Source organism: Dysgonomonas termitidis (genome assembly GCF_042654545.1).
Taxonomy (GTDB): Bacteria; Bacteroidota; Bacteroidia; order Bacteroidales; family Dysgonomonadaceae; genus Dysgonomonas; species Dysgonomonas termitidis.
Genome location: NZ_JBHSGN010000063.1, coordinates 17664 through 34992, shown reverse-complemented (window position 1 = coordinate 34992; position 17329 = coordinate 17664). Strand labels below are relative to the sequence as shown.

The window sequence follows — 17329 nt, the reverse complement described above, 5'->3', positions numbered from 1 at the left end:
AATTAGTTTTATACATCAATGGCCAAGGTACTTTAAAAGAATCCTGCGAATCTCCCGACTCACAGGATTCACCTTAACACAAACTTTACAAAACTTCGATAACCCACTTTGGGCTACATCATTATTCGCTATTCGAATATTATATCCTGGTCTATGGACGTCTCCCAGTCTTTCACCGTCACCTTCACATCGAGATCGGTATCAGGTTCACCTCTGAATTTCAGCACTACCTGAACAATACGGTTAATCTTAGGTACAAAAGGTATTACGATAGGAGTTTTTCCATAATAACTGGCATTATTTAACGGCATACTTGCGCGCAAACGCAATTTGTGATGTGTAGTATCGCTATGTGTAGCATCGAATGCATCATCACCTCTGTGCGCCGGTACAATAAAATCGACAGTATCTGCTTTTAGCTCATTATTAAAATTAAAATATTCCCTTATTGGCTTATCTGACTTGTATGGAGCATCTCTGGTAGGAAGATACTTCCCGCTCCATGCCAAAGTTGTTGGCGCGTCAAGTAATTCTACAAAAGCAAAAGGATTCGTTCCTGCCACTATATTGCCAAAGCCTGTATATTCTTCTAATATAACCTGTATTTTAGCCACATTCCTGTTTAGGGAAGCATTCTTATAAGTTGTTACGCCTTGCTGGATTTCTGTATTGAAAATAGGTGCATAACTTAATTCGGCCGGGGTCTGAGAGAGAAACTGATTCGCAGGAGCTATCAATTTAGTCTCCCACATCGGAGAAGTATCGATATCGCCTCCGTACGGAAGATTTAATTGGCCTGAAATATCAGTATCGCAACTGAAGAGTACCAGATTCCATTCTCCAACCGGCATCGTAGTAGAAAGTTTATCCCCTGCTTTATTAACATTAAATTGTTCTTTGACAAATTTCCGGTCCTCATCAAACACATACAAATGCGAATTATTTATTAATTCAACAGGTAAGGATTTCGTTTGCATCGACAGATTAGATTCTCCGTCATCTTGCCTCTGATTCATTCGCATTACATCTTCACCTGTACAACCTTGTAGAAAAAGCATAAAAGCCAATACTATGAAGGTTAAGAAGAATAAAGTCATGCATGTTTTCAAAAAGAAAACAAAATGATGTGAAGATGCGTATATAATAGTTTTCATTCTCATAATCTTTCTTTTTTCTTACTGATAAGTATTTCCCACCCAAGGAAAGAGATTCTTACCTATTGTTTCATCTATCTCAATCGCCGTATCCGGGCTCTGTGCACTTTTTAAAAGGGCGGCGTTATTTCCATATACAGTCCCCAGACCCTTTATTGTAGCCTTGATGCCATACTGGTAATTACGTTTTATGTAATCATGTGTTGTTTTCCCCGGTGCCGGAGCATTCACTATTACCGGATAATAACACTTAACGGTTTTAATAACCCCTGCATCTTTTGTACTCTCAAAGTTGTACCTTACCCCTATTACAAAATAGGTGGGATAAAGAGTACTCTCATCGTTTTCGAAAACATAATACCATAAAGGGGTATCATTTGCTGTTACGTCAGATGTTATATCATATTTTTGTGTGAAGATTGGCTCTGTTAAATAGTTTGTCAATTGACTTGCCGGGTTAAGATTGCTTACTAATGCCGGACTGTTCAGGAACTGATATCCTGTATTACATCCATGCCCAAATTTTCCGGACAGCACGTTTCCGGATTCGGCAGGAAACCACGATGCTGTTTTTACGTTCATCATAAATACCGAATCGATATGATATGTATAATTACCCGTCGGATGACCCTGTTCAAATTCCATATTAGCATCCAAATCAAATGCAATCTTTTGAATCGCGACCCTTGCCACTAACCGCTCCAACAGGAACGGACTAGCACCGAACAATGCATGTCCGTGATCGGAAGCCACATCTCCTGGACGGCCGTTATTTGATGTATATCCCAGATAATGTTGTTCTTTAGTATTTACAAATTCCACATTTTCCTCGTAATGGCACATGGTTAAATTTGTTTTCAGATCTGACGGATTGATTCCTCCGATTGGAGGGTTATCATCAGGATCAGGAGCTACCGGACCCGGATGCGGGAACAAGCCCTGAGTAGACAAATTTTCATATTTTTGTAGAAACTGAGTAAGATTCTGAACAGATGCAAAGCATCCGTCCGGAGCGTTTGCGATAACATATATATCGCGCTTTCCGGCTGTAAGCCTGATTCCTTTTATTTCATCTATAGCTTTATACTCATTCCCGTTAATTATAGTGCGCGGAACAGAATCATGACCGTCAACTTTTCCCGCTTCATATTCTCCTGCCGATTTGAATATTAGGACATCGAGCCTGTAAATCTGGCTTTCGAAACCGGGATCATCAATATTCCCTACCGATTTTTCATTCATATCCACATCTGAATTCAGAGCCATGGAAAGAAAAATTTTCTTTTCAGTATCTGTATTTCCGCCCTCATCAATAAAGACGCTATCTCCAGAACAGGAACATACAAATCCCATTATCCCCAGAAGTATAACGGCCATATTTATATGTTCTTTTATTTTCTTTTTTTTCATTGCTTGTACCATTTATCCTTAAAATTGTATAGTCTTGTCCTCTATATCTTTATTGTTTGTGAGAATCAATAACATTATTATCTTAGGGATGTTATTGAAAGGTATAATGTACGTTACACCAGGCTATAGTTGCTTTTTTATCTTTCATATAGGACAAAGAATTTAAACCTGCATAGTTTAATGCACCAAAACAAGTTTCATCCGTATTCTTTACCCTGTGCTGTAAAAAAGTCAATTCATTCCCTATACAGGTAAGTCCTTGTTTTATCACCAGTTTACTCCTATTGCCATATGCAAAGTTATCCCAGCTATTATGCATGGTGTTGTATATTTGCAAAACCCCGTTTTCGAATCTGTAGGTATAAGTATATTTTTCGGGAAAGAAAGCCAATGTCGTTTCATCAATAAACGCCATCATTAATTCCTGACAAATATTTTCTTTTCGTACAATATATTGCTCCCAAATGGCCATCGGGTCAAATTCGGATGAATTTAACTCCACAGCTCCTTTGCGGGAACCGGTATATACCTTAAATTCTTTTATTGCAGAATGCCTAAAAGACAGAATAGAAGGGACGTTTAAATATTCCATATTTTCTCATTCTTTAATTTAGTAACTCAAAAACAGGGTCAGCAAATAAAACAAAACAGATGCTTTTAGTGCTTAATCGTTAATCACAAAGCTTGCTGATTTGCCTTCTGTCGAAATGGATATTTGTGGGCTATACTCCGGTGTTGTTACAGAATTAATTTCCATTGATAATTTTTTAGGTCCTGCCTTATCTTTGTCGTAGAGGACAATACCGTTCAGATTAACAGTACTGCGATTGCCGTCTCCCCAGATACGCAGGTCGTGCAGGTTGGTAAGGACAAAGTCTTTACCCTCTGTTGCCGTCGTTTCGGCTCCTATCGAACATGTCACATTAACATCTCCTCCTGTAGCATTGGTAAGTAACGCTCCGTCAGATGCTCTCAACAATGAGATACGATAAAAACCCGATACGATATTATTCATTCTTCCATGATCGCCCAAAGATGTAATTGCAATCATAGCCTGTTGGTCAATAATATTACCGGCACAACTCAGAAGTGAACTTTCAAAGTTGATATTCGCATCGTTTATAGCATGTATCTTATTGAAATCCACTACTACAGTTTTAGGTAATTCGTAACGTGTATCGTTAAGCGTCCTTACATTGAACTTACCTGTTTTTTGTCCTTTGGTTATTACAACACGGGGGATAATCCCCATATCAAAATCCAAAGCATCAGCCGTTCCTTTTCCATAAATACCATCTATAACAATGTCCGACCCGGTGGAATTCACCAGCATTTCGCCGTTCGTTTTAAATATCCCCAATTCGTAAGCCACATCTTTCTGATCCTCTACACCATCTTCTGTATTCACCAGTTTTACCAGTACTTCCTGATCTTCGATTGTACCTAAACCTACTGGTTTCACCAGATAACTGTGATTTACATTGGACAGATGCATTTCGAATATTTTGCGTCCCTCCATCAGGTTGTTGGCCTTGATAGGAACTTCGACATCCTGTTTTATCATATAGCGTGTAGCACCGTCATTGGATGGAACAAAAGACAGGCTTCCTTTTATAGGGGAATAGTTGTCAGCTTCCGTAGCTGTCCCTGCTTTAGTTCCGTACTCAACTGTCACCGGTACAGGGACACCTTGCTCTGTAGTTGAATATCCGGTAAGCGTAACCGTAAACAATGCTGTAGTGTAACCATTGACAGGCTTGTTTATTCTCACATCAGACACATATACTCCATGTCCCAGTTTCACTACACGATTGTTTTTTCCTTTGAATAATATATCACCGTTAGATGTAAAGTTGATTTCTTCAAAAATATTCCTTTCATTTTCGATAGCATAGCGATCGAAGAGCATCTCACCCATATTTGAGAGCATACAGATACGGCCTGTTGCTGTACTGGCAAGGAAAATACCATTCTGAGTCAATTGAGTCTTATCAAAATTACCGTCGGTAGATTTCTGATATATCTGACGGCCGTCCTTGGCCAGTCCTACAATTGTACCACGACCACGGTCAGCATCAAAGCCAACTACAACAGATTCTCCCGAAACTGGATTCATACCCATACCAGATATGCTTCCCCTTAGGATATACTTCAGTAAGTCGGTACCATCGTTACGTAAAAGCGAGTAATAGCATTTATCACCACCATTGCCACCAACCAGAATATTTCCATTATTTGCCAGATACAAATGTTCCAATGTAGAAAATTCAGACGCAGGCACAATCTCTTTGTTAAAGACAATATCACCTTCCGTTCTGATTTTAATGACACGGCCACCCGTAGAGACACTGCTTCCTATAAGGAAAATATGATCATCCGGCGCTGTTATCATTTTGTGTATATGAAAACCCTGATCGGGCAGATTAGTTGCAAAGAAGGGTTTTCCTTTACTATCTAACCGGACGACAGAAGCAGATGTACCATCTTCTCCGGTAAATGCCGCATGTATGTATTCCGTTGTGCTTCCTAATACATCGAAACCTACACAAGTCCCGCTTTCGCTGGAAAGATATTTATATATAACCTTCCCTGTAGCATCTACTTTCCCCAGCAATCCGGCCCTTACATCTCCAGTCTTGGGTTCATATCCACCGAGTACAAGGTTGCCGTCTTTCAATACTTTTCCGCAGAATAGTTCACTCCCGTCTTCTCCCAGATATACATCTGTCAGGATCTTCCCGGTATTGTCTACTATAATTGCACGGCCGCAGACCTTATTAGTCTTTGTTCTCAGAATCAGGTAATTCGACTGCCCCAGAATCAATATTTTATCTTTCTCTATATAAGAAACGTTATTCACTGATGTGAAACCCGATGGCAACGAATGAGAAAAGTATATGTCTCCATTGCGCTTTACCCATGTTATCGTTGTTTTTTCGCCAATAGAACCAACCAGTACAACCTGACCGTCTGAAGCCGGATATATATGCTGATATTGGATATCTTCGCCATCATATGTCCTGTCATAGACTACAGGCATATACTGAGCATTAGTTTTTTGTACTGAAAACCCAATCAATAGAGCACAAATCAGTAAACTTTCGAATATTTTTCTTCTGTACTTCATGTATATATTTGTTATGTTATTTAATTACTGCTTTTATATCTACCCGTCTGGCTTTGCGGTTCATCCATATCCGATGGTTCCAGATTGAAGTATTCTGTGTATCACTATAAAAAGGAACATCCAATGGCGACTCGTTATTGACAAATATCTTTCCTTTTCCTGTCACCCTTGCACGCGCTTTAATTCCCTGTTCGGATAACCATTGAGCGACAACCTCAGCCCTTCTTCTCGATAGATTGTAGTTGTAGGCATCTGTACCCATTTCATCTGCATATCCATCAATGATTAAAGATTCTATGTTATTGAGATCTGTCTCTGCAAGCCACGCTTTCAACTCCTGAATAGCAGAAGGAAGCAAAACTGATTTATCGAAGTCAAAATATATACTCAGTAAGGATTCCGATTCCAGGTTGAACTCAGGCACAGACTCCCTGCGAGGACTGTTATAATTGCCTTCGTTGTTCACTAAGACAATTGCTCCATTTGTTATTGCATCCGCTTCCGACATGCCGTATATAAGTTTTTCACCTTTGAAATTCTTATTACGTTCAAAATAATATATATCATCTTTATTGAAACGTTGCCTGTCTGACACCACATATCCTCTATCCTTATCTATCCTCAGCATACTGAAATCGTTAAGCACAGTATTTATAGGATAATCGAAATGAGTAAGACTTCCATTTATTATCTTACCATTTTCATAGCTGATACCATAGATATCATACCCCCCGAAACCAATATGTCCATTTGATGAGAATACCAGCATATCATTAAATACGGCCGGAGATATCTCATCACCTTCTGTATTGACCTGTGCTCCCAGATTAATGGGGTCGCCCCAGATCTGAAGTTTATCGTCCCAATGAACAATATATATGTCATAACCTCCATATCCCCCCTCCATATCGGATGAAAAGAGTACAGACCTATTTCTGTTAAAGATGAAAGGATGCGCATAAGAAGCTTCTTCCCGCTGAGGAAAAGCAGACTGGAATGCAGACCAGCCTTTGCGATTCTTATTGTATTCGGAATAACATAATTTTGTTTTATAGGCGTTCACCCCATCTGAAGACATTTCTACAGATTCTCCTTTATCGTATGCAACTTCCGTTACAATCATTTTCGACATATCGTCGGAGAACGATAAAGGTCCATTCTGTAAATCGACAGGAATCATATGTAATAATGATTTCGATCTGCCTTTTTTAGCCGAGTTGATCGAATATTCGGAATTTTCATCCAGCGAATAATATCTGGTTCTGTGATAAAACTTTTTGTTAGGATCATGAAACCGGCTATTGCTGCTAGCATAGAAATACTCATTCCTCATTTTCCCAACCCAGAATTCAGAATATTCAGTATTAAATTTATCAAGTTTTTGAATATTAAATTCAGGTGTTCCTACCGGCAAAAAACCATCCTCATAGTTTAGTGCATGCAATATATTCAGATAGCGCTGATCTCGCCTGTATACATCCCGATAGGCATACTCCCGGGCAACGATGATCGCCTTCGTTTTTTCACCGGAATATCTCAATGCATCCAAATAATTGCAGACGTCTACCGATGTTAATAAATTTTCGTTTGATGATATTGCAGCATCGTAATGAGGTATTGCCGCCACATAATCCAATAATGTAAGATATAATCTTGCCGTCTTCAGATGAAGAGTCGCTGTATAAACATCTGTTTTTACCTCTTTTATTGCCGACTCGTATAGTTTCATCGCTTTATCGAAATCTTGCTCTACAAACTTACGATCTGCCTTCACCTCTATTTTACGGGCTTTATTATCCAGCTTATCTTGTCGTACATCCTGTGAGTATGTATTAAAAGACAATGCTACCAGACAGCATAAGGATAAAAATCGCATTCTTATTTTTCTGTTTATCATTAGTTATATATTATCTGAATATATTATACACTAAGTGAACTCCAAATTTGGTCGGTCCCCAATAACTTTTCGTTTTTTTTCTTTCTAAAGGAAACTCAGCGAATTCTCCTCCCAATTCAAATTTGTCATATTGAAGATGGGCATATCCTACCCCGGCATTGATGTCCAATCTAAATCTGCTGGATAAATAGAACTTATAGCCGATAGTAGCACCGGTGGAAAGCCCCCACCCTTTTCTACGGTAACTGGTTTTAGTATCGTCGCTGTTTTTAAGACCAATATTAAAATTTCCGGCCATAGCATAAGGACCGATATATAAGCCATCCCAAAGATCGTTAGTATAGTAATATTTAGGGTTTACATAATATCGCAAATCGATGTTCCCTATCAGTGTTCTGAATACCTCCTCTTTCTTTTTGAACAGATAAGGCGCCCAAAGAATATCGCCGTTGACTGTAAACTGTTTACTGATCGACCATTCAATGCCTATATTAGGATTTCCTGTCGCAATCAGAGGAATGTTTGTTTTTATAGCCTGCGCGTCGGCTTTAGGACAACAGACTATGAATAAAAGTAAGCTACTGAATATATACCGTAAAGGACGTTTCATTTATTCTATCGTGTTAATTTATTAGTTATTCGTTTCTATCATATCTCTGTTCCTCCACCTCCGGGAGTGTTATTACCTCCTGATTCGATACCAGAATTCCAGTCAGACGGATCTTCTAAATGAAGTATCTGTATATTATTTCCGTCCACTGTTACGAGAAGAGTCTCTCCCGTATGGAGAATGATTGCTTCTCCGGTAAGTCTGTCTATCAGGTCTATAGCAAGTGTGCTTATTATATTGTTATTTCCGCTCAGAAAGTTCAACTGGAGGCTTATCGGTTCTGTTATACCATCCACTGCACTCAGAGAAGGGAAATAGTAATTATCAAATCCAAAATCAAAATCCGGATATGGATCTTGGGACAATTGTGATGTAAGTAAAATTTTATCGTCGATACTATAGCGTGAAGATCGTGTTTCAAGGGGATCGGTTATTTCTATTTGAGATAAGTATTGTGTAACTCCTACTCCCTTCGCCAATATTTCAACGTTCTTTATATTGTCAAATGTGAGAGAAGGACTCAGGTTGGTCATATTTTTGAAAGCAATACATATACGTCCTACATATACTTCTTCGAACCATACAGTATCTGTCACTATCGGTCCGGGAAAATGTATAAACGGTCTCTTACTTTCCAACAAAATTGCAGGCGGTTCTTCATAATATCCACTTTCATTTTGTTTCAATTCAAACCTGGCCGTGCTAAATGTTTCAATTTCCGGGAAATTGATCCCTGCTATATTCGTGAAGCAGTATGCAGAATGTTCACCAGGAAAAAGTTTGAAATTAAAATTCCCCAGTTTTGTCCGGGCATTATCCTCAAAAGGATAGGATGAATAACGCTCCTTTTCCAGATTGTTATTATATATAAGGATACTGATATTGTCTATTTTATAAGTATCGGTCCTCATATTTATGTCAACTTTTGGGACATATATCACATAGTTTGACTCATCTTCGAAATAATCGTATGTGCAAGATGATGCAAAACATATGCATACCGATAATATTATAAAATAAAGAAGACCGCTATATATTCTATTTGTCATTTGTTCTTTTGCTTTGTGAAGAGAAAGCTTCTGTTTAGGTAACCCCCTTCCTATGCAACGACCCGGATTCGATTCCGGATCATTGCATCTAAAGGAGAAGATCAAGTAATAGATTGATGTGTCTGATGATGTATTTAATTAAACTTCCTGATCTGTTCTTTGTATGTTATCATTCCAGTCCTGAGGTGGTTCAACTGTAATTATTAAATCACCTTCTTCTTCTGGTCCCGGAGGATTTACAATCGAGCCACGAGATCTTATCGTTAGATTTACTTCACGAATTACATTCGGAGTGAACCCTCCCTTGATATTTCCAGACCAGTATAGAGGAGTTGGGGTTGTTAACACCGTTCCATCATCAAGCTTATATCCTGCTGGAGCCAAAGCACTGATTACTACAAAGTATTTCCTGCTATCGTCTGCATCAGCGCTAATATCCATGCTGGCGGTTGTCAGAACGTTAGGCAATACAATTATATCCTGCCACAGAGTGAAGTCTGCATCTATGATTTCAGGGTTTTTATATTTATCTGCACCTGGATCAGCAGTATTGAATGTTGTATTACCGGTAGCACCTATCATTATCCGATTCTCGTTTGAATTCTGATTTAAAATACCACCCAAAAACACAGGAGTTGTATGCGGTGTTTTGACCCCGAAACCGGCAGGCAACCTATGAATCACAATCAAGTTTGAAGCATCGGCGAAGCTTACTTCTCGGCCTGTTTCATTAAGGAATTCAGCTTTTTTATTGATTCTCACACGCATAAGGGAAACATCGCGTTTAAGCCTTAAAGTACCTAAATTAGCTGGTGTTCCTTCCACTATATGTACATCTTCCGCATATGCGGTAAATACTTCCGGTGCAGGAGCATAAGCTTTTTTCCCTGTTTCAAAAATATGTCCCGTAGGAAAAGTAATTTCTCTAAGGTCCATAAATATCTGGGAATTCAGATTTCTCCCCCTGACATTAAAATCAGTAATTGCCTCGCTGGTTGCACCTCCGGCGACATAAGTGGTAATATTATTCTTTGCGGTATTTTTCATATTCGCAACCAAAGCCAGGTCATAATCCCCTACAGGAATATTAGACCACGGAAAAGAAGTATTGCCCGCAGAAGGCTGAACTTCATAAGAGAAAACTACTTTGCCCGTACCCTGCTCATATAAAAACATTTGTACTCGTTCAATATTCGCCCAACCTGTAATTGGTATAGCCCTTGATAAAGCAGCAGCTTTAATACCCGAACCTGCTTCTTCAAACGCAAGATCGAATGATAATGAACCTGTCTTGTTTTCGCCTCCATCAGGCTTCTGCGCGTCATCGTTACTACATGCAGAAAACAATAGTGTAGCTGTAATTAAAGTAATAAAAACTTTCTTCATTTGTTAAATAATTAAATTATACTCTGTTATTAATCATAAAATACCGTTAACATTGGCCTCGTAATATTTTACTTTAATAACTGTCTGGCTTCGCTTTTCATAAAAAAGACATAGCTTCAACATTTGATTTTAAATGATTAATTTTTTTTGTAGTTTGTCACAATTAAAAACTAAAAATTTACCTTTGTATCACAAAACAGTGATAGATGAACACTAACTGGAAAAAACCTCTGCAAACTTAGGCTAATAAACGCTTTATACACTTATTAATATTTACCCCTTATTACATAATTCTGACATATATTTTAGTTGATCCGATATAAAACAGTATATATTACCTTCCATCAGAAGTATTAAACGGAATTACAATCAGTCTCATAAATAGTAGCAATACAGCTAAAAAAAATGGCGCAACCGAAAAAGATCAGTTGCGCCAGTATTATTTTTTAACGCTTGCAGTTGATTCTGATTTATTTTTGTCAGAATGCTTTATTCTTTCTTATGTAACTAGGAGGATATCCAAAATTAGATTTACAGAAATCATTGAATTGCGACAAGGAGCTAAAATCATGTTCATCGCAAATCTCCTTTAATGTTTTATCCGTACAATTAATTTCATGAAGTATCCGGCTTGCCTTCTGTTGCTTGATCCATTGATAAGCCGGGACACCAAATGTTTTTTTAAAACGCTTTATAAAACCGGAATGACTATAATTAGACAATGACGCTAATTCCTGTACTGTTTTTACCTTACTGTAATTATTATATACAAACTCGGAGAAGCTTGTATCGTTACTCAATAACGGGTAAAAAAACCGGGCCAGCTCTTCCTTTGTATAATAAGATCTTATAAGAAAGAAGAATTCTTTCATTTTCAGTTCAAAATAATAACGGCAACGCAATCCATCTGCCAAACAAGCTTTCAGACCTATAAGGTAATAAGCGATTTCTTCTTTTATATCCAATAGATTAAAGGTCTGATCCGGTTCTTTAAACTTATGAAACAACTGTTCCAAACCTACACGATCACATAATTCAATCTTATCCCGGAGTCTAAAAATAAGGATGGAGGCATCTTCTTCTGCCCTTGCAATATATTTGCTGCTGGACGGAAGTAAGAGCATCTTCCCTTCCTTTACTCTTTTATCGATATGCCTCTCATACGATATACGAAATTCGCCTTTCATAACTAACATGATTTTAGATTCGGAGAGAGTTTTCTCCTTAATTTTCCCTTTCACGAATTCAGTAATTTCAATAATTGGTTTTTTATTTGAGTTAGTGTTAACATCCTCATAATTGACACATGTTTTATGCTCATGGAAGTCCGTAATGATACCCATAATCAATATATATGTTATTTTGACGTGTTAACAAATCCCAAGCGGAAGTACATATATGAGATAAAGAAACCATCTAAGAGATAGTAAATCATATCACTCACTTATACACTTCGTTTCAGGTAAATTATTTTATTCTCGGCTTATTCAGTTAAGATCTCTCTGTTTTATAAATACAATAGTTTTTGACATTTGCGAAATATTATCCCCTCTTTATTTATAGAAGAAGCCTGCTCCTATTTTTTATATTAGTGTACGCAAATATATTAATTTTTTTAATATAAACCGGGTACATTTTTTCATTCATAAAAAAATATCAACTGTATAGTTAGTGATGAATTTGCCTCATACCGGTAGTGTCTATAATTTTTATTTATTTGAGATACAGTTCAGAAATGACTATTAGTAAGCCATACAATCATTCTGTAATATTTAAACATCTATTGAATCTGATTACAAATGACATACAATTCAATAAAGTAACAAATTGAAACAAAAATGTATTTTTTAAAATTTTAAACTCCATTAAATAATATTAATATAAATATCAAAAAGGTAATTTCTATGTAATTCTAGGTAAGTTTAAATAACAAGACAGATAAAAAGTCCAATTACTTTTGTAACTGTAGAACGACGGTAAATCATTACAGTGCTCTTACTTCCTTATTTGTTAATATAGTTTGGCCTGTAATTGTAAAGAAAAATAATTATGATTTCACAGATTATTCAAAAAGATAAGTTTATAAAAAAAGGAGAATATCTGCAAATTGATATGCAAATTAAAATGCCTCCTTTTTCTATAAAAGAAAATGGATATATGACACTTACCCCCCTACTGACAGGAGGTAAGAATAAAAGAGAACTTCCTTACTTTTTGATTAATGGTAAAAGCCGGCATAAAGGTTATAAACAAATGGTACGTTCGGTAGGCAAAAAAAATGTAAACTCAGTATATAATATATATAAGGCGATCGATGGGAGTAAATCATTCAGTTGTACATATTCTGTACAGATCAATTATGAAAACTGGATGGATAATACCCAAATAAAGCTAGTATTGGAATAACGGATTTTCAGGTTAGAATTCAACAATCATAACAGCATAGAGCCCAGAATGCTTTTATAATTACCAATGAAAAGGATCAATTGCATGCAGATTAAATATGTTGCAATATATTCCTGATTAATAATTTCTTTCACAAAAAGTATAATCTACATAGAATTATTCTATGATTAGAATAGATTCCGTGTAATTAAAAATATTCTGATAACACAATTAATTTATTATTCATTAAAAACAATTGAAAATGAAATTTAAGTATGTAATGATTACAGCTGCTACTCTTCTTTTCAGCTTTGCGAGCTGTGGTAGTGATGAGACTGTCCCGGAAGATACCGGGGAACCGAAAAATGTAACAGTTAAAATCGTGAAGCCAACAACATATGCCGAAGAAGAAACCGCCGTAGGTGAGACCCCGGTGATCTATGACGCTGAAGTATTCTTCATCGGAGGTGGTAATATATTGAAAAGGGGTTCTATGAGCGATAGCGAAGCCGGATTCCCGGTTAAGCAATTTCAGGATGTCCCTGCGGCTGCTGACGAAATTATCATAGTTGGTAATACAGGGGCTTTAGGATCTCCGTTATTACCGGCTGCGTCCATAACAACCAAAGCCGAATTGGAAGCTGTAATGTTTGAACACAGCGCACAAACACATGCGGAAACAGATGTTAACTTGTTAGGTTCGGGTACTATTACAGGTACAGGAGATGCATCTGTAAACGTTCCGGTACGGGCAGCAGTATCCCGCATCGAAATTAGCGAAATAAAAGCCAAAACGACCGGAGCAGTATTACCTTTGGTAGATTTTAAACTAACTGGTATTTATATAAATAATACTTACACAAAAGTTAGTTTAAGCTATGCCGACATACCTACGCTGGCAACAGATATCTTACAATATGGAGCAAATGATATAGCATTCACAGACGGATCATATCCGGTACGTTTCAAAGATGAATGGACAAATGCAAGTGTTACTGCCGACGATTCTTTCAAACCAGCTAATGCACTCGCGAAATGGGCATACTTTATCATGCCTCCTGTTGCAGGCAAGGGTACAACTATCGATAGTGAAGTTCACACCTCTGTTCCCCATATTATTGTAAAACTGGAAGATGTAACTACTGGAAGTGGTAGTGGTAATCTTGGTTTTTCGCCGGCATATCTGACAATAACAAAATTGATAGACAGCAGTACAAGTTCTGAATTGACTCATCTTGAAGCCGGAAAAGTGTACAAAATCACATCTCTCGACATAGATGGTAAAGATTTAAATCCGAAACCGGAGACCGGAGCAAGAAATGTTGAAGTAACTGTTCAGGTACAAGCATGGGAAGGTGTAGACGTTGATCCGGCTCTATAATTTACCAATAGGCGCACTAGACTTAATTATAAATCTATGCAGGCAGGCTTTTCTGCCCGCTTGCATGGATTTTTTGAAACGAGGAAATTTAAAAAGAAAATAAATGAAACTGTTGAAAGCTCTGCCTGTACTTATCCTATTGACATTCTTCTCCGGATGTATAGGCGACAACATGGACGACTGTCCTCCTCTTAATAATGTGATTTTGCATTTCAATTATTCCAGTTTTCCGGATCATATCAACCGGGTGAATGTCGGTATTTTTGATAAAGACGGTGTACATGTTCTCAATCAACAAGTTGACAAAGATGATCTTAATACATTCCAAGGAACTTATTTAACACTTAATACAGGAGAATATACTGCTATTTGTTGGGGAAATGCTTTCGATGATACCCGCATTACCTGCTTCGACCCCAATTCATCTATGCATGACGGGGAAGTTTCACATCCCAATTATGGAACATCCCTGCAAATTCCAACACATGATTCTCTATATTACGGGAAACACAATTTCACGGTTAAATCCAGAAATAAAGTTGAACATACTGTTCATTTCAAACCTTCACATATCAAGATACATGTATATGTGAAAGGCCTGGCTTCATTAGCTACAAATCTCCTGCCTTCAAATTATCCGGTAATAAGAATAAACAATCTCAATCCGGCCTGCAACTTCGAAATGCAAACAACAGGAATGAGCACGACTTACCACCCTACCGTAAAGATAGATAATACAGAAAAAACGGCCGTTGCTCGATGCAACACCTTACGATTTGAAAATGACAACCCTATAACGATAGAGCTTTTGGATAATGCTATAGGGAACAATATATTATGCACAGTAGGACTTCGTAAATTCATGGAAGATAACTCCATCACGGTTCAAGAAGGAGAAGAACTGACTATTCCAATACTGATTCAGTTTAAAAACGGAAATATAACGATAGAGCTTCTCAAATGGGAAGAGGTACCCGTTGAACCAGCAATTTAACATAACAGGTTAATGATGAAAAAAGTATTATTCTATATCATATTGATTCTCTTTACTCTGGGATTTTCCTGTCAGGATTATGATAAACCAAATAACATAATTAATGAAGGAAAAATGAAGAGCGTCACACTTTCATTGAAACTCCCCGGAGATATGCGGAAAGACGCATCATCCGCCACCAAATCGATGACGGAAGGAGAGGAACAGCATGTAAGAACAATTGAGGTACTTGCATTCATGGACGATGGCAGTGGAAATTATCTGTATGCATATAGGTCGAAAGGTGAAAATATATCTCTGCAAGATGGTGAAGGCACATTCAGAGTAACTCTTGCGGAATATTACAGACCTCAGGTCTTGATCATATTAGCAAACGCCTCTGTTGAATTAGATGCTGTTAATATTGCATTAAACGATAACATAAATTCTGTCATACCTCTTCTTACAGCCTCCAGCAGCACCGAATGGGATGCCAACAATAACAATTCAGGTATCCTACGCGATATTCCAATGTATTATAAGACAGCTCCTACCATAATCAGTAATACAACCTCTGCTTTGGGCACATTCGACCTAACACGGATGTTAGCCAGGCTGGACGTAAGGGCAAAGGCCGGTATCGCCGGCTTCCAATTGGTAAACGCGTGCATATTCAATCGAAAAGACAAAGGATATATCGCTTATAAAGATCATTACTGGGATGGGGCAAAAGTAATAAAGGCCGATGTGCCTGAAGATGCTGCAACAACAAAACTGAACAGCATCTTATACGAAGCAGATGCTTTTCATCAAATTATACAAAGTATATATACCTTCGAGACTAAAGGCGCAGAAAACAGAAGTGAAGCGACAGCTATTGTTGTCGGCGGTTATTATGGCTATCCTGCCAATTCATCCAAAGTAACATATTATCGTATAGATATTCCAACAACACTTAACGGAGATTTCAGCGGGGATATTCTCCGGAACCATCTTTATGACATAGAGATACAATCTGTAGATGACGAAGGAGCTGAAACCCCCGAGAATGCTTTTGATGGAGAAATAAAAATAACAGCGACGGTCACTCCCTGGAACCTGGCCAGGCAAAATGTAATATTCGAAGGCCAGTACAACCTGAAACTGGACAAAGCCTCTATTGATTTCAAAAACCATATTGAAGACCAGGAGATAGAAATAAGCACAACCCATCCGTCCGGAATCAGTATAAGCCCTATTACATACACTGACGAAAATGTGACCGGATGGCTTCAAATAACGCAGATAAGCACAAAAAAATGGAAAATATCCACTAATGGCGACAACTATCAGGCAAAAAGGCTGGCCCGGCTAACTGTAATCGCCGGTAATATGAATTATGTGGTAAAACTGGCTCAAAAAGGTTGTGGCAATAATGGAACGGCAGAATTGATGGAAATAACTGAAAATAGTGCCTACTATACTCATTTATACAATGGAAAATGCTGGATGGTTGAGAATTCAAGAGAAGAAAAACTTACCGGCAGTGGCGAACCGGGCTATGCTTCAAATAAATACGGAAGTATAGGGATAATCGTCGATCCTGTTTCCGAAATAAATAATTATCAACATTACTATACATGGGATCAGGCAATGCTTATCGACAATGCATGCCCCCAAGGATGGCATTTACCCACCCAGGCAGAATTCGACGCGCTTATCAGCGAAATTACATCACAGCCTTCTTTGGGTCAATTCTGGATCGGTCCAAATTACAACAACAGTATGTCCGGTTATTATTTAAATGCCAATAATGAATGGCATGATTGGGATATTAAAGGGCATTGGTGGAGCTCTTCAAATGACAATAACTCATATTATTATACAGGAAGTATCAACAATATGACTGGTCCGGCACTAACTGATGGAAGCAACTGGCTTTCGGTACGCTGTGTAAAAGACTAATATTCAATTCTAT

At 37.8% G+C, this 17329-nt stretch carries 13 protein-coding genes; 4 read left to right on the top strand and 9 right to left on the bottom strand.

The features are described 5' to 3' along the window. Positions 1–128: 128 nt before the first annotated feature. The 9 genes from ACFO6W_RS08675 to ACFO6W_RS08635 form a co-directional block, all read right to left on the bottom strand. The gene (locus tag ACFO6W_RS08675; RefSeq protein WP_379995367.1) at positions 129–1154 is read right to left on the bottom strand and encodes a FimB/Mfa2 family fimbrial subunit; all 1026 of its coding nucleotides are present in this window, start codon (positions 1152–1154) and stop codon (positions 129–131) included. A gap of 21 nt (positions 1155–1175) precedes the next feature. After that, positions 1176–2564 (bottom strand): fimbrial protein, encoded by a 1389-nt coding sequence (locus tag ACFO6W_RS08670; protein WP_379995365.1) that lies wholly within the window; start codon positions 2562–2564, stop codon positions 1176–1178. A gap of 91 nt (positions 2565–2655) precedes the next feature. Further along, positions 2656–3156, bottom strand: coding sequence for a hypothetical protein (locus ACFO6W_RS08665; RefSeq protein WP_379995363.1), 501 nt, complete (start codon positions 3154–3156; stop codon positions 2656–2658). A gap of 72 nt (positions 3157–3228) precedes the next feature. Further along, complete coding sequence (locus tag ACFO6W_RS08660) at positions 3229–5691, bottom strand: Calx-beta domain-containing protein (RefSeq protein WP_379995361.1); 2463 nt, start codon at positions 5689–5691, stop codon at positions 3229–3231. Positions 5692–5707: 16 nt separating this feature from the next. Beyond that, entirely contained in the window at positions 5708–7567 is a 1860-nt protein-coding gene (locus ACFO6W_RS08655) for an OmpA family protein (protein WP_379995358.1), read from the bottom strand. 31 nt (positions 7568–7598) lie between these two features. Further along, positions 7599–8198, bottom strand: a complete 600-nt coding sequence (locus tag ACFO6W_RS08650) for a DUF3575 domain-containing protein (RefSeq protein WP_379995355.1) — start codon at positions 8196–8198, stop codon at positions 7599–7601. A gap of 38 nt (positions 8199–8236) precedes the next feature. Continuing rightward, positions 8237–9109 (bottom strand): hypothetical protein, encoded by an 873-nt coding sequence (locus tag ACFO6W_RS08645; RefSeq protein ID WP_379995353.1) that lies wholly within the window; start codon positions 9107–9109, stop codon positions 8237–8239. A gap of 276 nt (positions 9110–9385) precedes the next feature. After that, the gene (locus ACFO6W_RS08640) at positions 9386–10633 is read right to left on the bottom strand and encodes a FimB/Mfa2 family fimbrial subunit (RefSeq protein WP_379995350.1); all 1248 of its coding nucleotides are present in this window, start codon (positions 10631–10633) and stop codon (positions 9386–9388) included. 479 nt (positions 10634–11112) lie between these two features. Further along, positions 11113–11820, bottom strand: a complete 708-nt coding sequence (locus tag ACFO6W_RS08635) for a helix-turn-helix domain-containing protein (RefSeq protein WP_379995347.1) — start codon at positions 11818–11820, stop codon at positions 11113–11115. Positions 11821–12682: 862 nt separating this feature from the next. On the opposite strand from ACFO6W_RS08635, the gene ACFO6W_RS08630 reads away from it, so the two are divergent. The 4 genes from ACFO6W_RS08630 (at position 12683) to ACFO6W_RS08615 (ending at position 17316) form a co-directional block, all read left to right on the top strand. After that, a complete protein-coding gene (locus ACFO6W_RS08630) occupies positions 12683–13039 on the top strand; it encodes a DUF3868 domain-containing protein (protein WP_379995344.1) in 357 nt (118 codons plus the stop codon). A 241-nt stretch (positions 13040–13280) separates the two neighbouring features. Then, on the top strand, positions 13281–14399 hold the full coding sequence (locus tag ACFO6W_RS08625) for a hypothetical protein (RefSeq protein ID WP_379995342.1): 1119 nt from the start codon (positions 13281–13283) through the stop codon (positions 14397–14399). A 103-nt stretch (positions 14400–14502) separates the two neighbouring features. Beyond that, positions 14503–15393 (top strand): FimB/Mfa2 family fimbrial subunit, encoded by an 891-nt coding sequence (locus ACFO6W_RS08620; RefSeq protein ID WP_379995340.1) that lies wholly within the window; start codon positions 14503–14505, stop codon positions 15391–15393. A gap of 12 nt (positions 15394–15405) precedes the next feature. After that, positions 15406–17316 (top strand): FISUMP domain-containing protein, encoded by a 1911-nt coding sequence (locus tag ACFO6W_RS08615; RefSeq protein WP_379995338.1) that lies wholly within the window; start codon positions 15406–15408, stop codon positions 17314–17316. The last annotated feature ends 13 nt before the right edge of the window (positions 17317–17329 follow it).